This is a genomic window from Sphingomonas nostoxanthinifaciens (assembly GCF_019930585.1).
In the GTDB taxonomy this organism is placed as follows: Bacteria; Pseudomonadota; Alphaproteobacteria; order Sphingomonadales; family Sphingomonadaceae; genus Sphingomonas_I; species Sphingomonas_I nostoxanthinifaciens.
The window spans coordinates 1,665,506-1,686,617 of sequence record NZ_CP082839.1; the positions used below are offsets into that span (position 1 = coordinate 1,665,506).

Annotated in this window: 20 protein-coding genes; 12 read left to right on the top strand and 8 right to left on the bottom strand. The window is 68.1% G+C overall.

The annotated features are described in order from the left end of the window. Positions 1 to 8: 8 nt before the first annotated feature. From K8P63_RS08015 to K8P63_RS08050, 8 genes are read right to left on the bottom strand one after another with little or no spacing between them, the layout of a single operon-like run. Positions 9 to 1,955, bottom strand: a complete 1,947-nt coding sequence (locus K8P63_RS08015; RefSeq protein ID WP_223799286.1) for a flagellar hook-length control protein FliK — start codon at positions 1,953 to 1,955, stop codon at positions 9 to 11. Beyond that, complete coding sequence (locus tag K8P63_RS08020; protein ID WP_223799287.1) at positions 1,948 to 2,373, bottom strand: hypothetical protein; 426 nt, start codon at positions 2,371 to 2,373, stop codon at positions 1,948 to 1,950. Before K8P63_RS08020 ends, K8P63_RS08015 begins: the two co-directional genes overlap by 8 nt. Beyond that, a complete protein-coding gene (locus K8P63_RS08025; protein ID WP_223799776.1) occupies positions 2,370 to 3,665 on the bottom strand; it encodes a FliI/YscN family ATPase in 1,296 nt (431 codons plus the stop codon). Before K8P63_RS08025 ends, K8P63_RS08020 begins: the two co-directional genes overlap by 4 nt. A gap of 26 nt (positions 3,666 to 3,691) precedes the next feature. After that, positions 3,692 to 4,345, bottom strand: coding sequence for a FliH/SctL family protein (locus K8P63_RS08030; RefSeq protein ID WP_223799288.1), 654 nt, complete (start codon positions 4,343 to 4,345; stop codon positions 3,692 to 3,694). After that, on the bottom strand, positions 4,338 to 5,372 hold the full coding sequence (gene fliG / locus K8P63_RS08035) for a flagellar motor switch protein FliG (RefSeq protein ID WP_223799289.1): 1,035 nt from the start codon (positions 5,370 to 5,372) through the stop codon (positions 4,338 to 4,340). The genes K8P63_RS08030 and fliG overlap by 8 nt, the downstream gene beginning before the upstream one ends. A 1-nt stretch (position 5,373) precedes the next feature. Further along, positions 5,374 to 7,098 (bottom strand): flagellar basal-body MS-ring/collar protein FliF, encoded by a 1,725-nt coding sequence (fliF, locus tag K8P63_RS08040; RefSeq protein ID WP_223799290.1) that lies wholly within the window; start codon positions 7,096 to 7,098, stop codon positions 5,374 to 5,376. Position 7,099: 1 nt separating this feature from the next. Beyond that, on the bottom strand, positions 7,100 to 7,453 hold the full coding sequence (gene fliE, locus K8P63_RS08045; protein WP_223799291.1) for a flagellar hook-basal body complex protein FliE: 354 nt from the start codon (positions 7,451 to 7,453) through the stop codon (positions 7,100 to 7,102). 13 nt (positions 7,454 to 7,466) lie between these two features. Next, a complete protein-coding gene (locus K8P63_RS08050) occupies positions 7,467 to 8,735 on the bottom strand; it encodes a sigma-54 interaction domain-containing protein (RefSeq protein ID WP_223799292.1) in 1,269 nt (422 codons plus the stop codon). 271 nt (positions 8,736 to 9,006) lie between these two features. Here K8P63_RS08050 and K8P63_RS08055 point away from each other — a divergent pair, with 271 nt between their 5' ends. The 12 genes from K8P63_RS08055 to K8P63_RS08110 all read left to right on the top strand — a co-directional run bounded on the left by K8P63_RS08055 (position 9,007) and on the right by K8P63_RS08110 (position 21,111). Next, complete coding sequence (locus K8P63_RS08055) at positions 9,007 to 10,653, top strand: flagellin N-terminal helical domain-containing protein (protein WP_223799293.1); 1,647 nt, start codon at positions 9,007 to 9,009, stop codon at positions 10,651 to 10,653. A 244-nt stretch (positions 10,654 to 10,897) separates the two neighbouring features. After that, a complete protein-coding gene (locus K8P63_RS08060; RefSeq protein WP_223799294.1) occupies positions 10,898 to 11,869 on the top strand; it encodes a cation diffusion facilitator family transporter in 972 nt (323 codons plus the stop codon). A 179-nt stretch (positions 11,870 to 12,048) separates the two neighbouring features. Continuing rightward, complete coding sequence (locus K8P63_RS08065; RefSeq protein WP_223799295.1) at positions 12,049 to 13,893, top strand: methyl-accepting chemotaxis protein; 1,845 nt, start codon at positions 12,049 to 12,051, stop codon at positions 13,891 to 13,893. Between the two features lie 89 nt (positions 13,894 to 13,982). Further along, positions 13,983 to 14,189 carry an STAS domain-containing protein gene (locus tag K8P63_RS08070; RefSeq protein WP_263282704.1) on the top strand — a complete coding sequence of 69 codons (207 nt, stop codon included), beginning with the start codon at positions 13,983 to 13,985 and terminating at the stop codon, positions 14,187 to 14,189. Between the two features lie 16 nt (positions 14,190 to 14,205). Continuing rightward, a complete protein-coding gene (locus tag K8P63_RS08075; RefSeq protein ID WP_223799297.1) occupies positions 14,206 to 16,383 on the top strand; it encodes a chemotaxis protein CheA in 2,178 nt (725 codons plus the stop codon). Then, the gene (locus K8P63_RS08080; RefSeq protein WP_223799298.1) at positions 16,380 to 17,240 is read left to right on the top strand and encodes a CheR family methyltransferase; all 861 of its coding nucleotides are present in this window, start codon (positions 16,380 to 16,382) and stop codon (positions 17,238 to 17,240) included. The genes K8P63_RS08075 and K8P63_RS08080 overlap by 4 nt, the downstream gene beginning before the upstream one ends. Further along, entirely contained in the window at positions 17,237 to 18,259 is a 1,023-nt protein-coding gene (locus K8P63_RS08085) for a protein-glutamate methylesterase/protein-glutamine glutaminase (protein ID WP_223799299.1), read from the top strand. Before K8P63_RS08080 ends, K8P63_RS08085 begins: the two co-directional genes overlap by 4 nt. Continuing rightward, positions 18,256 to 18,810, top strand: coding sequence for a chemotaxis protein CheD (locus K8P63_RS08090; RefSeq protein WP_223799300.1), 555 nt, complete (start codon positions 18,256 to 18,258; stop codon positions 18,808 to 18,810). Before K8P63_RS08085 ends, K8P63_RS08090 begins: the two co-directional genes overlap by 4 nt. Positions 18,811 to 18,882: 72 nt before the next feature. After that, a complete protein-coding gene (locus K8P63_RS08095; protein WP_223799777.1) occupies positions 18,883 to 19,248 on the top strand; it encodes a response regulator in 366 nt (121 codons plus the stop codon). 22 nt (positions 19,249 to 19,270) lie between these two features. Continuing rightward, positions 19,271 to 19,714, top strand: coding sequence for a chemotaxis protein CheW (locus tag K8P63_RS08100; RefSeq protein WP_223799301.1), 444 nt, complete (start codon positions 19,271 to 19,273; stop codon positions 19,712 to 19,714). Between the two features lie 30 nt (positions 19,715 to 19,744). Next, complete coding sequence (locus tag K8P63_RS08105) at positions 19,745 to 20,758, top strand: chemotaxis protein CheB (RefSeq protein WP_223799302.1); 1,014 nt, start codon at positions 19,745 to 19,747, stop codon at positions 20,756 to 20,758. After that, the gene (locus tag K8P63_RS08110) at positions 20,755 to 21,111 is read left to right on the top strand and encodes a hypothetical protein (protein WP_223799303.1); all 357 of its coding nucleotides are present in this window, start codon (positions 20,755 to 20,757) and stop codon (positions 21,109 to 21,111) included. The genes K8P63_RS08105 and K8P63_RS08110 overlap by 4 nt, the downstream gene beginning before the upstream one ends. The last annotated feature ends 1 nt before the right edge of the window (position 21,112 follow it).

Consider the following 21,112-nt stretch of genomic DNA (forward strand, 5'->3'; position numbering starts at 1 on the left):
GATCACCATCAAGCGTAAAGCGCGTCCGAATCGCTGGTCGATCCGGTCTCGTTGTCGGCTGTGCCGGTGTTACGGGAAAATGGTTGACGATCCGGTAAGGGCTGGCGCTGCTGTCCGCTCGCTTGCTGCTGCTGGGGCGAGGCGCCGCCGCTGCCATTCCAGGAGGAGTTGGACGAACCGCTCTGCTGCTGCTGTGGGCGGTTGAGATCGACATGTGTCTCGCTGATCTTCAGGCCCTGCGCGCGCGCCTCGGCGACCAATTTTGGCTGCGCGTCGACCAGCAGGTTGCGTGTATCGGCGCTGTCGGTCGTCATCCGCACCGCCGCGCCGTCAGACCCTTGCGAGATCGTCACCGCGAGCGCGCCGAGATGGGCGGGCGAGAGCTTGAAATTGAGATCCTTGCCGGTGCCGGCGCTGCCCACGATGTCCTTGGTCAGCTGGTCGAGCCACTGGCCATCGTGCGCGACGTTGAGCTGCTGCTGCAGCGCCACGTCGGCGACGCTCGGCGTGCCATTGGCGTTGGAGGCGGCGATATCGGTTCGGCGATCGGTGCCGGTGGCTGCAGCTGCGGCGACCGGCGCGGCTGCAGTGCCGCCCGACGTGTCGCGCTGCGTACCGGCCCGGTCGTCACGATCCTTGGAGCGATCGTTCGCAGAGCGCGCGTCGGCGCGGTTCGGGGCGGCGGCAGGCGTGCCGGAGCCGGCGTCGCGGATTGCGGCGGGCGAGGCGGTTCGCTGATCGACGCGCGCCGGCTGCGGACCCTTGGCGGCAACGGGACTTGGAGCGGCGGTGCCGGTCGCGGGCGATGTCGCGGCGGACGCGATCCCTGCAATCCCCGTCAGGTCGCTGGGTGGGGATGGAGGAGCGACCGATGCTGCGCCGGTGTCGGCGGCGGGGGCCTGGGCAGGTGTCTGTCCCGCGGCGGTCGGTGCGGTGGGCGCCCCCGTTCCGTCTGCTGACGGCTGCAATGCAGCCGAGGTGTCGGAGGGTGGAGTCACAGCGACGGTCGCCGCTGCCGGAGCCGCATTTGTAGCCGTTACCGGCGAAGGCGTCGGCACCGTCGCGGCAGCACTGTCGGTCTGGGCCGGGACGGTCGTCGCGGCGGTCGACGTTGCCATGGCGGCGGTCGGCGCCGAGGGCGTTCCGGTCGAAGGCGCTGCGAGCGGCACCACGATGGCCTTGGGCGCGTCGTCGGAGCGGGCCTGGATGGTCGTATCGGTCGGAGCGGATGCCAGTGCGGAGCCGGGCGAGGGCAGGGCGACGTTGGTGGCGGCGCCGGGTTTCTGCATGGGAACAGGAATAGGCAGCGCGGTCGATGGCGAAACGGTCGGCGCCGCGGCGGATGCCATATTGCCCGCATTCTGCATCGTCCGGATCAGGTCGCCCAGCGGCCCCGCCGGCGTACTCGCCGGATCGGCTGCCGGTGTGGTCGTGTCGGCGGTTCCGGATGGCTGGCCGGGCGTGGCGGCGGTCGGGAGCGTCGACTGGCCGATGGCCGATGGGGTCACTGCCGCGCGGGCCATCGCCATCATGCTGGTGGAGGCGGTCGACAGCTTCGCCTGCGGCTTGGCCGTCGCGACCGACGCGGCGCCCGCCGCCTGACTGGCGACAGTCGGCGCCAGCGCGAGGATCGCCGACAGGCCCGCGCTGATCGCATCGCCGAGCGGATCCTGCGACTCCGACGCCTTGGTGGCATCGTCGTCGTTCGACGCGCCGTCTTCGGTCGTCTTCGTCTTGCCGGCGGCAATTGCGGGCATGAGGGTGGGGTTGGTGGCGGCCGTGCGATCCGGCTGGGGCGGGGCGGCCTTGGCCATCAGGTCGGCGAAGGGGTTGGCGGCGCTGCCATCGGTCGGAAATGTGGTCGTCCCGGCGGTCGGGTCGGTCTTCCCGGCCTTCTCGACCTTACCGGTCTTGATCGCGCTCGACGCGCCGAGTGCGAGGGCGAGTTCAGCCACGGCGCGATCCTTTATCGTTGCGCGGGCGCAGTCCTGCCAGCATGCGATCCTCGATCATCTGCTGGAGCTGCGCCACCGCGCGACCCTCCAGCCGTTCGGCGCTTTCGCGCGCGATATGGGCGTCGCGCCGCTCGCCGGCCTTGGCGGCGGCGATGAGGCGCGCGCTGACGATCGAGTCGCTCAGGCCGCTGCGCACCTGGTCGAGCCGGGAGCCGAGTTCGGCGGAACTTGCCAGCGAAGCCGCGCTGATCGGTCCGGCCGTGGCAGACAGGCTGTCGCGCAGGCCGCGCAACCGTTCGGCATTGCCCTCGAGCTGGACGACCTTGCCTTCCGCCTGCGCCGCCGCACTTACCGCGTGCAGGTGCTGGACCTGACGGACACGGGCAATGCGGGCGCGGCGATCGGCAAGGGCTTTCATGCCCCGAAGTTATCGACCAACACAGTTATCGAGGCGTTAAGGTCGAACAATTCCTTCTGATCCTGGCGCAAAAATTCCAGGATCAGCGGATGATGGGCGATCGCGGCATCGGTCATCGGATCGCTGCCTTCCTTGTAGGCGCCCATCAGGATGAGATCGCGATTCTCTTCGTAGGTCGACCACAGGCGGCGCAGCGTGCGCGCGGCGACGGCGTGTTCGGGCGAGACGATGTCGGTCATCACGCGGCTGAGCGATTTACCCACGTCGATCGCGGGGAACACGCCCTGCTCGGCGAGTGCGCGCGAGAGAATGATGTGCCCGTCGACGATCGCGCGTGCGGTGTCGACGATCGGGTCGGAATTGTCGTCGCCGTCGGCCAGCACGGTGTAGAGCGCGGTGATCGAGCCGCCGGTGCGCACGTCGACGCCGGCGCGTTCGCACAGGCGCGGGATCAGGCCGAGCGCGGAGGGGGGATAGCCCTTCATCGTCGGCGGCTCGCCGAGCGAAAGGCCGATCTCACGCTGGGCGTGCGCGACGCGGGTGAGCGAGTCGATCAGCAGCAGCACGCGTTTGCCCTGATCGCGAAAATATTCGGCGATCGCGGTGGCACGCATCGCCGCGCGCAGGCGCAGGATCGGCGGGTGATCCGCCGGCACCGCGACCACGGCGGTCTTGTGGCGCACGCCGTCGAGCTTGGTGGCGAGAAAATCGGAGACTTCGCGGCTGCGCTCGCCGACCAGGCCGACAACGATCACGTCGGCCTTGGCGCCCTGCAGCATCTGCCCCATCAGCACCGACTTGCCGACGCCCGAGCCGGCGGCGATGGCGATGCGCTGGCCGACGCCCGCGGTCAGCAGCGCGTTGATCGCGCGCACGCCGAAGTCGAACGGTTCGGTCACCCGGTCGCGGTCGAGCGGGTTGGAGCGGCGGCCGGCGAGGGGCCAGCGCGCGCGCGTGGCGATCGGGCCCTGGCCGTCGATCGGATTGCCCAGCGCGTCGACCACGCGGCCGAGCAGTGCTTCGCCCACATCGACGGTGGTGCCGCGCCGGTCGGGCTCGACCCGCGCGCCGCACGCATGGGGGGCATCGGCGTCGAGCGCCATCAAGAGGGTGCGATCGCCACGGAAGCCGACTACCTCGGCCAGCGCCGCATGCCCGTCGGCGTCGATCACGCGCGCGTTCGAGCCGACGGGCTCGCGAAAGCCCGTCGCCTCCAGCATCAGCCCGTCGTAGGACGCGAGGCGACCGATCCGACGCGGACCCGCGCCGCCGATCGTGATTTCCTCGAGCATCGCGGCAGCGCGATCCGCGATCAGGCTCAACGCGGGGCGCCCATGCGGTCGAGCGCGGTACGCAATTTGTCGAGCCGTACGGCGGGGCCGTCCTCGACCCAGCCCGCGCCCGTCTCCAGCAGGATCGCGCCGCGCGCCAGCGCCGGATCGGCGATGATCGCGACGTCGAGCTGCGCGCCTGCGAGCTGCGCCGCATCGTCCGGGTTGAGGCGCAGCCGCGACGGGCCGGTTTCCTCGACGATCAGCGCGGCAATGGCAGTCGTGCGCGCTTCGAGCGTGGCGGCGCAGATCTCGACTTCGCCGACCACCTGCGCGACCAAGCGGCGCACCGTCTCCGCCAGCAATGCGGCGAGCGCTGCCGGTGGCTCGGGCTGCAACACGTCGAGCGATTGGGCGAGGTGTGCGAGCGCGCGACGATCTTCGTCCAGCTCGGCTTCGGCGATGCGGCGGCCTTCTTCCAGCCCCTGGGCAAATCCTTGCGCGATCAGCGTCTCGGCTTCTGCAACCGGCACGATCTCCTCGACCGGCGCAGGTTCCGGCTCGGGGCCGCGCGGCGAGGTCCAGGCCGAGAAACCGCCGATAGTGCTCGCCGGCGCCGCGGTGAAGCGGCGCTCGGACGGGCGGGTCCACGCCGGTACGCGCTCGGCCGTGCTGAACGCTTCATGGTTCGGCTCAAACATAATCGTCGCCCTTGCCGCCGAGGTTGATCGTGCCTTCGGCCGCCAAGCGGCGGGCGATGGAGAGGACTTCCTTCTGCGCCTCCTGCACCTCGGCGAGGCGCATCGGGCCCTTCTCGATGATCGCGTCCTGGATCGACTGCGCCGCTCGGCTGGACATGCAGCCGTAGATCTTGGTCGTCATCCGCTCGTCGACGCCCTTCAGCGCCACGACCAGGATCTCGCTGTCGACCGAGCGCATCAGCGTGCCCATGCTCTTGTCGTCGAGCGCCATCAGGTTGTCGAACACGAACATCTCGTCCTCGATCGAACGGGCGAGGTTCTTGTCGAGCTTCTGCAGCGCCTTGATGATGCGCTGCTCGGCCGTCTTGCGCGTGTTGTTGACGATCTGCGCCGCTTCGCCGGTCCCGCCGCGCCGCGTGGCGCCGCCCGATTTGGCGGGTGCGATCGGGCGCATCAGCAGTGCCTCCAGATCCTCCAGCGCCTCGGCGGTGACCGGGCCCATCGTCGCGACGCGCTGGATCAGGTCGGCCTGGATCTCTTCGGGCAGGAGCTGCAGCACGTCGGCCGCGACCGCCGGATCGAGATGGGCGAGCACCAGCGCGATGATCTGCGGATGCTCATGCTCGACCAAAGCGGCGATGGTGCGCGTGTCCATCCACTTGAGCGCGTCGAGGTTGGCGGCGCGCGCCGGCGGGGTGATGCGCTGGAGCATGTTTTCGGCGCGCTCGCTGCCGAGTGCCTTTTCCATCATGCCGCGGATCTGGCGATCCGAACTGAAGCCCAGCGTCGTGCGCTTCTTGGCGCGATCGACGAACTGGTCGAGCACCTTGTTGACCTGGACTTCCGACACGTCGGCGACGTTGAACATCGCGCCGCCCAGATGCTGTACTTCCTGCGGGTCCAGCCGGCCGAGGAGCTGCGCCGCCTCGTCCTCGCCCAGGAGCATCAGCAGGATCGCGGCGGCCTCGCTGCCAAGCGGCTCGGAGGCGCTTTCGCCGGCGACGATTTCAGGATCGGCCTCGGCCATTCTATTCGGCTCCGCCCGGCATGTCGGCGCGGATCAGGTCGCGCACCACCAGAGCGGCACGGTCGGGATCCTGGCGCACGAAGTTGCGGATCAGGGCGGCGCGGTCGGCATAGCCGGGCGCGGCCTCGATCATGTCGAGCGTGACGCGCTTTTCGGGATTGTTGACCGCCTCGTCAGCCAGTGCCGCGGCGATCTGGTTGCCGAGGAACGCCTTGGCCGGCGCATTCTCGATCGCGGCGGGCGCCGCTGCGGCCGAAGCATCGGCCTTCGCCTTGCGCGTCAGCAGCGGCCGGGCGATGCCGAAAAAGGCGAGCGAGGCGATGATGAGCGCCGTGCCGTTGCGCGCCGCGACCGGCGTCCACGACGCCTCGTACCATTTCGCCTTCAGCTCGGGTGCGGCATCGGCGAAGGCGCGCGAGGAAAGCGCGAACTGGTCGCCGCGCTGCTGGTCGAAGCCGACCGCGCCCTTCAGCAACTGCTCGATCTGCTGCATCTCGGCGACGCCGCGCGGCTTCGCGCCCTGCTTCAGTGCGACCGCGACCGACAGGCGCTTGAGCGAGCCGACCGGGTTCTTGGTCACCGATACTTCGTGGCCGAGCTGGAAGGTGCGGTCATATTGCTCGCTGGTCTTGCCCTGGGCCGCCGCGGCGGTTGTGCCGGCCTGAGCGGTGGCAGGAGCGGTCGCGCCGGGGACGGCCGGGGTGGTCGTCTGGTTCGGCATGGTCGAAACCTGCGCGGCGGTCGGCGGGGAGTTGGCGATGGCGCCGGGGATGCCGCCGGGGGCGGGATTGCCGTTCGCGCCGTTATTCTCCCAACCGCCCTTTTCCGCAGCGACCACGCCCGAGTCCTTCGGGAAGCTCTCGCGGGTCGCCTGGGTCTCGGCGAAGTCGAGATCGGCATGGACCTCGGTGGTGAAGCCGTCGGCGCCGACCAGCGGGGTCAGCAGCTTGGCGATCGCGTCCATGTAGCGCTGCTCGGTCTGCGACTGCAGATCGATCTGGCGATCGGTGGTGCTGTCGCCGCCCTTGCGGCTGAGCAGATGGCCGGCCTGATCGACGACGGAGACGTTGTCGGGCGAAAGGCCCGGCACCGACGAGCCGACGAGATTGACGATCGCGGAAACCTGTCCGTCGGACAGCGCCCGGCCCTGGCGCAGCGTGAGCATCACCGATGCCGAGGCCGGTGCCTGATCGCGCACGAACACGCTCGGCTGCTCGGCGGCGAGGTGGACCTTGGCGGCGGCGACGGCATCGATCTGCTCGATCGTGCGGGCGAGGTCGAGTTCGCGCGCACCGCGCAGCCGCTCGCCCTCGACCGCACGCGACGCGCCCATCGGCAGCGACGAGATCATCGCGTCGCCGTCGGGCGCGCTCTTGGGCAGCCCGGCCTGGGCCAGCACCATCTTGGCGCGGTAATAGTCGTTTTCGTTGACCGTCAGCGTGCCGCTGTCGCGGTCGAGCGTGTAGGCGACGCCCGACGACTTGAGCGTGTCGGCGACCGAAGCCTTGTCTTGGTCCGACAGGCCGGCGAACAGGTCGCGCTGCGGCCCCTTGGCGAAGGACGTCCACGCGAGCAGCGCGATCAAGATCGCGCCGGCGATGCCGACGAACGGCAGGCTCTTCGCCACCGCCGGCTGGCGGGCGAAGCCCCTCACGCGCTCCAGCATCGCATTGGGGGTGGCGCCGGCCGTAGCGGCCACGGGGACGGGGAGGGTCGTGTCGCTCATATCAGACCGGCATGCTCATGATGTCCTTGTAGGCGGACAGGAGTTTGTTGCGGACTTGCAGGGTCGCCTGGAAGCCGACCGAGGCCTGCTCGCGCGACAACATCACCGCGGCGATGTCGGTCGTCTGGCCGGTTTCGTAGGCCTTCGTTTGGGTCTCGGCATTCGACTGCAGCGAATTGACCGACTGCAGCGCGTTCTTCATCGCGCCGGTGAAGCTTGCATCGCCCGCGCCCGCGGTGCCCGCCACGCCGGCGATCGGCTGGGCGGCGTCCTGCGCGGCCTTCTGCAGCGCGCTGTTCTGCTGCAGGATGGCGGTGCGCATCTGCAGCAGGCTGGCGGGGGTGATCGAGGTCATGGCTCAGGCTTCCTCAAGCCGCCGCGCGCATGTCGGCGAGGCGATAGCGCAACGTGCGCTCGCTGATGCCGAGCCGCTGGGCGGCGCGCAGACGATGGCCGCCGGTTGCCTCCAGCGCCTCCTCGATCGCGCGCATCTCTGACGAGCGCGCGGCGTCGGACAGGCGCAGCGGGCTAACGGCCGCCGGCTGAGCAGGGGTGGGGGCGTAACGCACGCTTTGCGCCGCGGCGAGCGTGCCGGCTTCGAGCGTGATGTCCTCGGCGTCGATCCGGTCGCCGGCGCGAAGCAGCAGCGCGCGCTGAAGCACATTCTCCAGCTCGCGCACGTTGCCGGGCCAGCCGTGGCTCATCAGCCGGTCGATCGCGGCGCCGGTCGGCCAGGGGAAGCTCTCGTCCGCGCCGAGATGGCGCAGCATCAGCGTCGCGGTGATCGCACGCACGTCCAGCCGACGCTCGGCGAGCGGCTTGAGCATCAGCGGCATCACGTTGAGCCGCCAGTAGAGATCGGCGCGGAACCGGCCTTCGGCGACTTCGGTCGCCAGATCGCGGTTGGCCGCAGCGACGATGCGGACGTTGATCGGCACGGGCTTGGTCGCGCCGATCGGCAGAACCTCGCGTTCCTGGATGGCGCGCAGCAGCTTCGACTGGAGCGCGAGCGGCAGCTCGGCGATCTCGTCCAGCAGGAGCGTGCCGCCGTCGGCTGCGCGGAACAGGCCCTCGCCCGAACCGGCGGCGCCGGTGAACGCGCCCTTCTGGTGGCCGAACAGCATCGCTTCCAGCATCGTCTCGGGCAGCGCGGCGCAATTGACCGCGACGAACGGGCCGCCGGCGCGGCTGCTGGCGGCGTGGATGAAGCGGGCGAGGCCTTCCTTGCCGGTGCCGGTCTCGCCCAGCACCAGCACGGTCGCGTCCGCCTTGGCGATGCGACCGGCCAGCGTGAGGAAGCCCGCGCTCTCCGGCTCGCCGCAGGCGGGGCGGCTTGCAGGGCGGATCAGTTCGGCGATCAGCGCGTGGCCGAATGCCATGTCGGAGAAGCCGAAGGCGATCGCGGCCGGCTGGCCCTTCGCAGCGCGCACCAGGCTCGGCGCACCGTCGCGCAGCGCGAGCAGGATGTCGGTGTGGCGGGCATGCGCGCGCTCGCTCTCGTCGATGATGCGGATCAGGTCGCGCGGGGCGGGGGTCTCGGCGGCGATGCGGATGGTGGGCAGGCCGACGCCGGCCAGCCAGGCGGCAAGCGCGGGATTGGCTGCTGCCGCCTTCTCGCTGATGCCAACCTGACCCATCGCCACGTCTCCATTCGCCCTTCGTCGAGGACGTTCTTACCCGGCCATTAACTTAAAAAGTATTAATGGAACGCGCGCGCATCGCCCCCGTATGCGGGGGCTACGCGAGGGCACGCGTAGGCCAGCCCCTTGGCCCGACGGTAAAATTGGTCCGTTTCGGCAGCCGTGATTTTTCCTGGTTAAAGCCGGGCTCCCGTCTGCCGTTATCCCTGACGAGGCGGGAACAGGACGGTGTCCGGGCTGCCTGATTTGAGCGGGAAAGGAACACCTCGTGACTGTCATCAACACCAATATCTCGGCGCTGATCGCCCAGAACGGTTCGAACGCGGCTTCGTCGGACATGCAGACGGCCATGCAGCGCCTGTCGACCGGCAAGCGCATCAACTCGGCGAAGGACGACGCCGCCGGCCTCGCCATCTCCAGCCGCATGACCAGCACGGTCAACGGTCTGGCAGTCGCCATCCGCAACGCCAACGACGGCGTCAGCCTCGCGCAGACCGCCGAAGGCGCGCTGGGCCAGGTGACCAGCATGCTGCAGCGCATGAAGGAGCTGGCGGTTCAGTCGGCCAACGGCACGCTCAGCGACAGCGACCGTAGCAGCCTGCAGAACGAGACCAGCCAGCTGGTCTCGCAGATCAACGACATCGCCAAGAACACCGATTTCAACGGCATCAAGCTGCTGGACGGCTCCAACAAGACGCTGACGCTGCAGACCGGCGTCACCGCGGGCGACACCGTCTCGATCAGCACGCAGTCGGTGAAGACCAGCGCACTCGGCCTGACCGGCGCCAATGGCGTCTCGACCGGCCGCGTCACCGCCGGCACCTATGCCGCAAGCGACCTGACCATCAACGGCGTCAACGCACTCGCCGCCTCGACGGTCGTCGCCAGCGCCAAGGATCTGGCTGCTGCCCTCAACGCGAACAGCTCCGCCACCGGGATCACCGCGACCGCCGTCAACACGGTCACGACCAAGGCGATCACCGGCGCCGTCGCCGCTTCGGCCCTGACGATCAACGGCAAGGGCGTCGCCGCCGCGGCCTCCGCGACCGACCTCGTCAACAACATCAACAACAACAGCAGCACCTATGGTGGTGTGACCGCGACGCTGAACAGCGACAACACGATCACCCTCGCCAACCAGGATGGCGCGAACATCGATCTGACCGGCTCGGACTCCACCAACGTCGTCACCTCGGCGTCGTCGGTCTCCGGCTACGTCACGATGACCAGCAACACCGATGGCTATACCACGGTCGGCGGTACGACCAGCGGCCTGAGCAACGCCAAGCTGAACGCGTCCAACGGCGTGTCCTTCACCGGCGCGGCGGTCACCGGTTCGGCAACGGCCGTGACGCTGAGCAACATCACCATCAATGGTGTCGATGTCTCGGGCGCCACGGGCGTGCCGGCCTCGGCCTCGGCCGCCGATACGGCAGCCGCGATCGCGTTGAAGCTCAACAGCTACTCGGCGCAGACCGGCGTGCAGGCGACGGCTGATGCCACCGGCAAGATCTCGCTGTCGTCGACGAACGGCGGCGCGGTGCGGGTCGACGGCACCGGTGCTTCGGGCATCGGCTTCAACGATCAGGGTGGTTCGGACAAGATCCAGCAGACGCTCGACATCTCGACCCAGAACGCCGCGAGCAACTCGCTGTCGATCATCGACAAGGCGCTCGACAAGGTGTCGTCGCAGCGCGGCACGCTGGGTGCGGTCGAGAACCGCCTGCAGGTGACCGTCAACAACCTGACGACCACCTCCAACAACCTGACCGACGCGAAGTCGCGGATCGAGGACGCCGATTTCTCGGCCGAGACGACCAACCTCGCCAAGGCGCAGATCCTGAGCCAGGCGGCGAACGCCATGCTGGCGCAGGCCAACCAGAGCAAGCAGTCCGTCCTGAGCCTGCTCAAGTAAGAGCATCCCGCTCAAACTTCGGGCGATCTAGGCCCCCGGCGCTCTTCCCCTTCGCGCCGGGGGCCTTTCTTTTCAGGCGTATCGGTCGATGCCTTGAGGCGGCGCTCAGGCGCCCGCCGCGTCCATCCGGCCACGGTGGCTGCTTATCTACCGTATAGTCATGGCAAATATCGGATCCGGCGTTCAAAAGCGCGGCCATCTTCGGTAAGCGACCCCTGCGGCGCGTGCCGCCCGGACACCGACAATGACCAACGCCGTGCACAGCCATCACCACGATCATCACGATCATGACCACCACCATCATCATGGCCACGGTCACGATCATGGATCAGGCCATCATGATCACACGTCCGGCGCGACCGCGCGCTCGCTGTTGATCGCGCTTGGCCTGAGCGGCAGCGTGCTGGCGGTCGAGTTGGTCGGAGCCTTCGCCTTCAACAGCCTCGCCCTGCTCTCCGACGCGGCGCACATGATGACCGACGTCGCCGCGCTGGCGATCGCGCTTCTCGCGGTCCGGATCGGCGAGAAGGCGCCCGACGACAAGCGCAGCTTCGGCTACAAGCGGCTCGAGATCCTCGCCGCGGCGTTCAACGCCCTGCTGCTGTTCGCCGCCGCCGCTTACGTGCTCGTCGAGGCGATCGGCCGCTTTCGTGAGCCCGAGCCCGTCGCCGCAACCGGGATGATGATCGTGGCCGGCATCGCGCTGGTCGCCAATCTTATTTCGATGCGCGTCCTGATGGCTGGCCGCGGCGAGAGCATGGCGGTGAGGGGCGCCTATCTGGAGGTGTGGGCCGATGCGGTCGGGGCACTTGGCGTCATTATCGCGGCGCTGGCGATCCGGCTGACGGGCGCGACCTGGATCGATCCGATCGTCGCGATCGGGCTCTCGCTCTGGATTCTGCCGCGCACATGGTCGCTGTTGCGCGATACGGTCAACATCCTGCTCGAAGGCACGCCGCGCGGCATCGATCTCGCCGATATCCGCCGGGCGATCGGCGATGAGCCGGGCGTTCGCGACGTGCACGATCTGCATGTCTGGTCGATGTCGACCAGCGACATTAACGGTTCGGTTCATATCGCGGTCGAGGACGACGCCGATGGCGAGGATGTCCGGCTCGCCGTCGCCGACCTGCTGGAACGGCGTTTCGCGATCGGGCACGCGACCATCCAGGTCGAGCGTCAGCCCTGCGCGGCGGATGCGCGGCCGCATCGTTAGACGCGACGCGGCCGGTTGGACCCGGCATAAAACTATGTAAAATCTGCAGTTCGCTCAGTCTTTTTTAGTATCCGGTTGGCATAGACGTCCCTTGTATGACCTCGTTGAGGTCGTCGGGCGACAGGGTGGGCTCGTCCATTGGACTGAGCGCGCTCTTACCGATCGTTCGGGGGGACTTCATGAAGAATATGCGGATCGCGACGAAGCTGCTTGTCTGCTTCGGCGGAGTGGCAATCGTTCTGGCGGCGCTTGCCGGCATGTTGATGTTCGATATGTCGCGGATGAACACCTTAAGCGACACGGTGATTTCCAATCGTTTGCCCAAGGTCGTCCTGGCGGACGAACTGGGCATCGCGGTGGCGAATTACGGCACGTTCCAACGCGCCCACATCCTTTCGCCGGAGCCGGCCCGACGGGCGATGCTGGAAGAACGCCTGCAGCAGCTGGGCGCGGTCATCCACGATCACCTCAAAACGCTCGACGCGATCATCGCCGTGCCGGCCGCGCGCGCGCACCTGTCCGCCGGCCAGGCGGCGTGGCGCGATTATGAAGCGAAAGCCATTCAGGTTCGGCAGCTGTCCCGCGACGCCAAGAACGATGAAGCGCTGGCGGAACTACGTAGCGCGGACGCGCGCTTCGATGATCTGCAGACCGAGATGGCGAAGCTGTCCGAGTTCGAGGTCGGCCTGGCGAAGGGCGCCGGCACCGATGCCAACGAAGTCTATAAGAACACGCTCAAGGTGGCGATGGCGGCGCTGGCGGTGGCGTTCGGCCTGATCGCCGGCATCCTCGTCCTGCTGATCCGCGCCATCGCCAAGCCGCTGGTCGGCATGACCAAGGCGATGGGTGAGCTGGCCGCGGGCAATATGAGCGCCGAGGTTCCGGTCGATCCGCGCGCCGACGAGGTCGGCGATCTCGCCAAGGCGATGGCGATGTTCCGCGATCAGCTGGCCGAAGCCGAGCGCTCGAAGCAGCGCCAGACCGACATGCTGGTGTCGAGCGTCGGCACCGGGCTCGGCCAACTTGCCGACGGCAATCTGACGACCCGCATCGACGCCGATCTGACCGGACCGTTCGCGAAGCTGAAGGAGAATTTCAACCACGCGGTCGGCACGCTGCAGGCGACGATGCGCTCCATCGCCGAGGGCGCGGGCGGCATCAACACCGGTGCCGGCGAGATCCGGCAGGCGTCGGACGACCTGTCGCATCGTACCGAACAGCAGGCTGCCAGTCTTGAGGAGACCGCTGCGGCGATCGACCAGCTCACTGCCGCCGTGCGCCAGACCGCGGAAGGCGCGGACCGCGCCAACGCGCTGGTCGGCGAAGCGCGCGCCGATGCCGAACAAGGCGGTCAGGTGGTGCGTCGCGCGATCGAGGCGATGAGCGGGATCGAGCGCGGATCGAACGAGATTTCCGAGATCATCAGCGTCATCGACGGTATCGCCTTCCAGACCAACCTGCTCGCGCTGAATGCAGGCGTCGAGGCGGCGCGCGCGGGCGATGCGGGACGGGGCTTCGCCGTGGTCGCCTCGGAGGTACGTGCGCTGGCACAGCGCTCCGCCGACGCGGCGAAGGACGTGAAGGCCCGCGTCCTGTCGAGTAGCGACCAGGTGAACACCGGCGTCCAGCTCGTCAGCGAGACGGGCCGATCGCTCGAGCGCATTATCGTGCGCGTGGGCGACATCAGTCAGCTGGTGTCGGAAATCGCCGGGGCCGCGCAACAGCAGTCGACCGGGCTGCACGAGGTCAACACCGCGGTGGGCGAGATGGACAGCGTCACCCAGCAGAATGCAGCGATGGTCGAGCAGGCCACCGCCGCGGCGCGCAGCCTTGCGGGCGAGGCGGCCGAGTTCACCCGCCAGGTGGCGCGCTTCAATCTCGGCGACGGGGCCTCTGCCGCAGTCGCGCGCTCGCCGGTCCACGCACTGCAACAGCGGGCCGATCAGGCAATCCGTCGGCCGGCCAAGCCCGCGCGTGGCAATGCAGCGGTTGCGATTGCGGACGACGACTGGTCGAATTTTTAACCAATAATGACGGAGAGAAGGTCGCGATGACTCCGCACCCGCTACCCGCGCGCCTGGATACGGCAGCTGCCCCCGCACTGGCTACAGTCTTGTCCGCGCGCATTGCTGCCGGCGAGCCGATCGCGCTCGATGGCAGCGCGGTCGAAATGCTCGGCCAAGCCTGCCTGCAGGTGCTGGCGAGCGCCTGCCGCACGGCCGAGGCGCGCGGGCTGACGTTTGTCGTGCGCGGCCCAAGCCACGCGCTCTCCGAAATGTGCACGCTCGTGGGCTTCGATCGCCTGCTGGCGGCCGCCTGATCAAGGGAACGAGCGAATGGACCTCGACGAGATCCAGCAGATCTTCTTTCAGGAATGCGAAGAGGCATTGCTGGCGATCGAGAGCAGCTTCGGGCTCTGCCGCAGCGGCGACTATGATCGGGAAACGATCAACACGATCTTCCGCGGCGTGCACTCGATCAAGGGCGGGGCAGGCGCCTTCGGCCACGACGCGCTGCAGGGCTTCACCCATCATTACGAGACGCTGCTCGACAAGCTGCGCAATGACGAGGTGGCGCTGACGCCGGCCTTGCTCGACACGCTGCTGGCGGCGTTCGACGTCTTGACCGATCATATCGCGGCGGCGCGCGGCGATGGTGCGGTTCCGGCCGATGCCCATGTTCTCGTCATGCTGGCGAAGGCGGGGGAGGGCGGCGCTGCCGTCGAGGCACCCGCGGCCGAGGCTTCGGCGGCAACGGTCGAGCCGACCGCTCCGGCGGAGGCGCCGGACGATTTTGACGACATCTTCGGCATGCTCGATGGCGGCGATGCCGCACCCACGCGCTGCTGGTGGGTGAAGTATCGTCCCGGCGCCGGCGCGTTCGACCATGGCGGCGAGCCGTTGCTGCTGCTGCGCGAGCTTCAGCGCCTGGGCGGCACCGTCGCGGAGGGTGACCTCGACGCGCTGCCCTTGCTCGACGCGCTCGACCCCACCCAGCCGTGCCTCGCCTGGACGATCACGCTGCCCGAGACGGTCGCCGAGGACGAGATTCGCGGCATCTTCGACTTCATCGGCGGCAGTTGCGCCGTCGACCTGATCGTTGCCCAGGCGCCCGCTGCCGCGATCGAGCCGATTTCGACTGCGGAGGCGGACTGGGCCCCCGTCATCGATACCCAGCCGCCAGAGGCGCCTTCATCGGTGGCGGCAGTGGCGGCTCCAGAGCCGCCAGCTCTCGCTGTCGTGCCGGCGGCAGCGGCGGTCGTCGCTGCGCCCGAACCGATCGAGGCATCGGCTCCGGCCGGCGATGGTCCCGCGCGCGGTGCCGCAGCGGCCGCCAACCAGACGATCCGCGTCGATCTCGACAAGCTCGACCGGCTGGTCAATCTGGTGGGCGAGCTCGTCATCACGCAGGCGATGCTGGCGCAGCGCCTGTCGGTCCACGGCATGTCCAACGTGACCGAGCTCACCGATCTCGATCATCTGACGCGCGAGCTGCAGGACAGCGCGATGTCGATCCGCGCGCAGCCGGTGAAGACCGTGTTCAGCCGCGTGCCGCGCATCATCCGCGAGCTGGAAGCGCATACCGGCAAGCGCGTCCGCCTCGAGATGGAAGGCGAGATGACCGAGATCGACAAGACGGTCGTCGAGCGCATCGGCGAGCCGCTGACCCACCTGATCCGCAATGCGGTCGATCATGGCATCGAGACGCCAGCGGAGCGCGAGGCGGTGGGCAAGCCCGCCGAGGGCGTGGTGTGTCTGTCGGCCGAGCATCGCTCGGGCCGGATCGTCATCTCGATCACCGACGACGGGCGCGGCATCAATCGCGAGCGCGTGCGCTCCAAGGCGATCGAGCGCGGCATCATCCCCGCCGACGCGGTGCTGACGACCGAGGAGATCGACAATCTGATCTTCGCTCCCGGCTTCTCGACCGCCGAGCAGGTGTCCAACATTTCCGGCCGCGGCGTCGGCATGGACGTCGTGCGCAAGAATGTGCAGGCGCTCGGTGGCCGCATCGGCATCGTCTCGACACCCGGCCAGGGCTCCACCTTCAGCCTCAGCCTGCCGCTGACGCTCGCGGTGCTCGACGGCATGATCGTGCGCGTGGGTGACGAAACCTTCGTCGTTCCGCTTGCGCACATCGTCGAAAGCCTGCGTCCGGCTGAGACGGAGGTCCGCCAGATCGGTACGGCCTCGCTCATCAACGTGCGCGGAAGCTACGTGCCGATCCAGAATGTGGGTCGCCAGCTCGGCGTCAACGGCTCCGGCCACAAGCCGAGCGAGGCGGTGCTGATCGTGGTCGAATCCGATGCAGGCCAGGCCGTCCTGATGGTCGACGCGATCCAGGACCAGCGCCAGGTCGTCGTGAAGAGCCTTGAGGCCAATTATTGCGCGGTGCCCGGCCTTGCCGGCGCGACCATCCTCGGCGACGGGCGCGTGGCGCTGATCCTCGACGTCGATACCTTGGTATCGCGTTGGCGGCAGGAGGGGCGCGCACCCGAGGCGCTCGCGGCATGAGTGCGCTTGCAGTCGAACGCGCTCCCGGGCGCGAGTTCGCCTTTTCGCCCGACGATTTTCGCTGGATCAGCGAATTCATCTATCGCGAGGCCGGCATCGTCCTGGGCGAGGGCAAGGCCCAGCTCGTCTATTCGCGTTGGGCCAAGCGGCTGCGAGCTAGCGGCTGCGCCAGTTTCGCTGCCTATCGCAAACTGATCGAGACCGACAGTGAGGAACGGGCGGCGGCGGTCTATGGCCTGACCACCAACCACACCAAATTCTTCCGCGAAGATCATCATTTCGATCATTTCGTGCGCGAGACGTGGCCGCCGCTGGCGGCGCGGCTGAACGACGGTGGCAAGGTCCGTTTGTGGTCTGCAGCCTGTTCCAGTGGCGAGGAGCCCTATACGCTGGCGATGGTCGCCATGGGCGCGCGGCGCGACGTCGCCGCCAGCCTGCTGCGCCGCGACCTGCGCATCCTCGCGACCGATCTGTCGCTGGACGTGCTGAAGATCGCGCGCGAGGGCCGTTATCCGGTCGACACGCTCGCCAGCGTACCGGGCGACTTGCGCTCGACCTGGGTGCAGCGCCGCGGCGATACGGGCGAGATCGATCCGGACCTGCGCGCCTTGATCGCCTTCCGCCAGCTCAACCTGCTCGGCGACTGGCCGATCCGCGGCCGGTTCGACGCGATCTTCTGTCGCAACGTGATGATCTATTTCGACGATCCCACGAAGGCGCGGCTGCAGGAGCGGCTGGCGGCGGCGCTTGCCCCCGGCGGCTTCCTCTACATCGGTCATTCGGAGCGGCTGCTGGGCGCTGCGGAGAAGATGCTGACACCCGTCGGCCACACTATGTACCGGAAGGTGGCGCCATGACCGTGCGTGCGATGGTAGTCGATGACTCGCCGACGATGCGCGTCATGATCGCGCGCCTGCTCGATGCCGATCCGGATATCGAGGTGGTGGGCACCGCCGATTGCCCGGCGGCGGCGCGCCAGAAGATCAAGGATCTCTCGCCCGACGTCATCACTCTCGATGTCGAGATGCCGGGCATGAACGGGCTCGACTTTCTCGACAAGATCATGCGCCTTCGGCCGATGCCGGTGGTGATGGTATCGACCCTCACCGAGCGTGGAGCCGACGCGACGGTGCGCGCGCTGGAGATCGGCGCGTTCGATTGCTATGCCAAGCCTTCGGGCAGTCTCGCTTCGGCCGCACTGGCGGATGGCGGCCGGCTGGTGTCGCTGGTCAAGCAGGCCGCCGGCATTCGCGTCCAGCCGAGGACGACCTCGGTGGCGCGCGCGGTCGAGGATTATACGCCGCGCCCCGACGCGCTGATCGCGATCGGCTCGTCGACCGGCGGGGTCGAGGCACTGGTGCAATTGCTCGCCTGCTGGCCGGCCAATTGCCCGCCGACGGTGATCACGCAGCATATGCCCGCGCTCTTCACCAAGAGCTTTGCCGCGCGGCTCGATCGATTGTGCGCCGCCACCGTTCAGGAGGCGCGTTCCGGCGCGCCGTTGACGCCGGGGCACGTCTACCTTGCCCCGGGCGGCGAGGCGCATCTTGAGGTGCAGGGCGGCTCGGCGCCGCGGTGCCGGCTGGTGGTGGACGAACTCACCAGCGGGCATCGGCCGTCGGTCGACCGGCTGTTCCATTCGGTCGCCAAGGCGATGGGCGGTTCGGCGGTCGGCGCGATCCTGACCGGCATGGGTCGCGACGGCGCCGTCGGCATGAAGGCGATGCGCGACGCGGGCGCCTTCACCATCGGCCAGGACGAGCAGAGCTGCGTCGTCTACGGCATGCCGCAGGCTGCCTTCGCGGCGGGTGCGGTGACGACTCAATTGCCGCTTCGAGCGATCGGACCTCGTTTGCTCCAGGAGTGCCAGGCATGAACGCTCCGGCGCCGAGGGATCAGTTCCGTCGCATCAATGTGATCCAGGGCGAAAGCCGCGTTACCGGCGACCCGCAGGTGGTGTTCACCACCGTTCTGGGCAGCTGCATCGCTGCATGCCTCTTCGATCCGGAAGCGAAGGTCGGCGGGATCAATCATTTTCTGCTGGCCGAACCGGGCGGCATGGAGCCCGACGCGCGCAGCATGCAACGCTACGGCGTCTACGCGATGGAAGTGCTGATCAACGCGATGCTGGCGAAGGGCGCGCAACGGCATCGCCTGCGCGCGCGCCTCTATGGCGGTGCCACCATGCATCGCACCTTCCGCGACATCGGCGGCAGCAATGCGCGGTTCGCACGCCAATTCCTGCGCGACGAGAATATCATGCTGGTGGCGGAGGATGTCGGCGGCTTTTGCGCGCGCCGCGTCGAGTTCCGCGCCGGGCTGGGCCTCTCCCGCTCGCGCAGCGTCACCGATACGCACGTGCCGCCGCCGCAGGAGGTGGTGCGGCCACCCGCACCGCAGGATGACGGCGATGTCGAGTTCTTCTGAGGACGCTTACCGACTGTTCAACTTCTTGGCTTATCCATTTCAGATCATTGGGGGCAGACCTTGAGCACGGACATAAACAAGACGATCATGATGGTCGATGATTCACCCAGCATGCGCATGCTGCTGCGTGCCGCGCTGACCGACCTTGGCTATACCGTGTCGGAGGCCGAGGACGGGCAGGCCGCGCTCGAGAAGTTCGAGCGCGAAATGCCCGACCTGCTCATCACCGACATCAACATGCCGCGCATGGACGGTTTCGGGCTGATCGAGGCGCTGCGCGGACGCACGCACCTGCAGTCGATGCCGATCCTGGTGCTGACCACCGAAAGTTCGGACGAGAAGAAGCAGCGCGCGCGGGCGGCTGGCGCAACCGGCTGGATCGTCAAGCCGTTCAATCCCGAAAAGCTCGCGGCGGCCATTCGCCGCGTGCTGCACTGATCCCGGCCAGGAGGGCGGACCCATGCACCGTCAACTGATTACCTTCCAACTCGGCGAGCAGGTGCTCGGCATCGATATCATGGCGATTCGCGAGATCCGTGCATGGTCGCCGGCGACGCCGCTGCCGAACGTGCCGCCCTACGTGCGCGGCGTCGTCAATCTGCGCGGCGTGGTGCTGCCGGTGCTCGACCTGCGCCACCGCATCGGCTGGGGCGCGACCGATCCGACCAGCCGCCACGTCATCATCGTCGTGCGCGCGGCGGAGCAGCTGCAGGGCCTGATCGTCGACGCGGTCAACGACATCGTCGCGATCAATCCCGACGAGATCCAGCCGTTGCCCGACATCGGCGACGGCGGTGCCTCGTTCCTGGAGGGGATCGTCACGGTCGAGGATCGCATGATCACCGTGGTGTCGCTCGACCGGCTGGTCGATCTCGCCGCCACGCCAGCCGCCATCGCCGCCTGATCTCACTCTTTTTCGCTCGGACACCCGCCCATGGCCGACACCAAGGTTCTCGTCGTCGACGATTCGCTGACGATGCGCGCGCTCATCACGCGCGTGCTCGATGCGCAGCCCGGCATCCGTGTCGTCGGCAGCGCCAACGGTGCTGAGGAAGCACGCGTCGAAGTCGATCGGCTGAAGCCCGACGTGATGACGCTCGACGTCGAGATGCCCGGTATGAGCGGGATCGAATATCTCGCCGAGCTGATGGAAAAGAAGCCCATGCCGGTCGTGATGTTCTCGACCCGTACCGAGGCCGGGGCGTCCTCGTCGATCGAGGCGCTGCGTCTCGGCGCGATCGACTGCTTTCCGAAGCCCAAGGTCGCGTCGCAGAGCGAGTTCGACGAGATCCTCGGCAAGCTCGGCACGCGGATACGCGGCGCCAAGGTCACGGCGATCAAGCCCGTCAAGGCCAGTGCCCCGGTGGCGAGCTTCGTCTGGAACGGGCGCATGCTGGTGATGGGAACCGATGCCAGCGGCACGCAGAAACTGTTCGATCTGCTGGGCAGGTTCCCGGCCAATTGCCCGCCGACCCTGATCGTTGCGCATCTGGCGCCGGAGCTGATCGACGGCCTGATCGTCGAGCTCGACAGGCATGTCGCGCCGACCGTGACGAAGGCCGACGACCTGACCGTGCCGGAGCAGGGCAAGGTCTACATCACCCGCCCCGGTGCCGCCCATGTCGGGGTCGATCAATGGCCGGGCGGCCGCATCCGCCAGATGCCGCGCGATCCGATCGGCGGCGAGCGCCCCTCTATCTCGCTGCTGTTCGCCGCGCAGGCGAAGGCAGCGTCGGATCAGACGGTGGCCTTGCTGCTGACCGATGCCGGCGAGGACGGCGGCATGGGCCTCAAGGCAGTGCAGAAGATCGGCGGCTACGTCGTGGCGCCGCCGGCAGCGCTGGGCGAAGGCGGCACGTCCGATTATATGCTGATGAAGGGCAATGCGCGCGAGCCGCTCGCCTGGGGCGACGTCGCCGCGCGCGTGCTCAAGCTGTGCGCCAAGTGAGCGCGCTGTCCGTGGTCACCTCGGCCGCCGATGCCGGCCTCGATCCGATCGCCGCGAATGCGATCGCCGACGAACTGGTCGAACTGACCGCGATCCTGTCCAATCTCGCCTACGATCTGGGCGACGATCCCGATACGCTGCGCAAGCATATGGCCAGCCTGCAGGCGATCGACCTGATCACGCAGATCCAGATGTCGCTGGCCGATATCCTGCGCTCGGACGAGCCGATGGAGAAGCGCGTCGCGGGCGTGGGCGTGGAAGCGCTCGCCGCGCGTCTGCGCGCCCGCCTCGCCGGGCTGCCGGCGGACTATGACCAGGCGTCGGTGGCCGAAGCCTACCTTCCCTTCGAATAGA

Excerpts from the sequence above, each read along its gene's own strand:
- K8P63_RS08020 (WP_223799287.1), bottom strand. The coding sequence starts at position 2,373 with ATGAAAGCCCTTGCCGATCGCCGCGCCCGCATTGCCCGTGTCCGTCAG.
- K8P63_RS08025 (WP_223799776.1), bottom strand. The coding sequence starts at position 3,665 with ATGCTCGAGGAAATCACGATCGGCGGCGCGGGTCCGCGTCGGATCGGT.
- K8P63_RS08030 (WP_223799288.1), bottom strand. The coding sequence starts at position 4,345 with ATGTTTGAGCCGAACCATGAAGCGTTCAGCACGGCCGAGCGCGTACCG.
- fliG (WP_223799289.1), bottom strand. The coding sequence starts at position 5,372 with ATGGCCGAGGCCGATCCTGAAATCGTCGCCGGCGAAAGCGCCTCCGAG.
- fliF (WP_223799290.1), bottom strand. The coding sequence starts at position 7,098 with ATGAGCGACACGACCCTCCCCGTCCCCGTGGCCGCTACGGCCGGCGCC.
- fliE (WP_223799291.1), bottom strand. The coding sequence starts at position 7,453 with ATGACCTCGATCACCCCCGCCAGCCTGCTGCAGATGCGCACCGCCATC.
- K8P63_RS08050 (WP_223799292.1), bottom strand. The coding sequence starts at position 8,735 with ATGGGTCAGGTTGGCATCAGCGAGAAGGCGGCAGCAGCCAATCCCGCG.
- K8P63_RS08060 (WP_223799294.1), top strand. The coding sequence starts at position 10,898 with ATGACCAACGCCGTGCACAGCCATCACCACGATCATCACGATCATGAC.
- K8P63_RS08065 (WP_223799295.1), top strand. The coding sequence starts at position 12,049 with ATGAAGAATATGCGGATCGCGACGAAGCTGCTTGTCTGCTTCGGCGGA.
- K8P63_RS08075 (WP_223799297.1), top strand. The coding sequence starts at position 14,206 with ATGGACCTCGACGAGATCCAGCAGATCTTCTTTCAGGAATGCGAAGAG.
- K8P63_RS08080 (WP_223799298.1), top strand. The coding sequence starts at position 16,380 with ATGAGTGCGCTTGCAGTCGAACGCGCTCCCGGGCGCGAGTTCGCCTTT.
- K8P63_RS08085 (WP_223799299.1), top strand. The coding sequence starts at position 17,237 with ATGACCGTGCGTGCGATGGTAGTCGATGACTCGCCGACGATGCGCGTC.
- K8P63_RS08090 (WP_223799300.1), top strand. The coding sequence starts at position 18,256 with ATGAACGCTCCGGCGCCGAGGGATCAGTTCCGTCGCATCAATGTGATC.
- K8P63_RS08100 (WP_223799301.1), top strand. The coding sequence starts at position 19,271 with ATGCACCGTCAACTGATTACCTTCCAACTCGGCGAGCAGGTGCTCGGC.
- K8P63_RS08105 (WP_223799302.1), top strand. The coding sequence starts at position 19,745 with ATGGCCGACACCAAGGTTCTCGTCGTCGACGATTCGCTGACGATGCGC.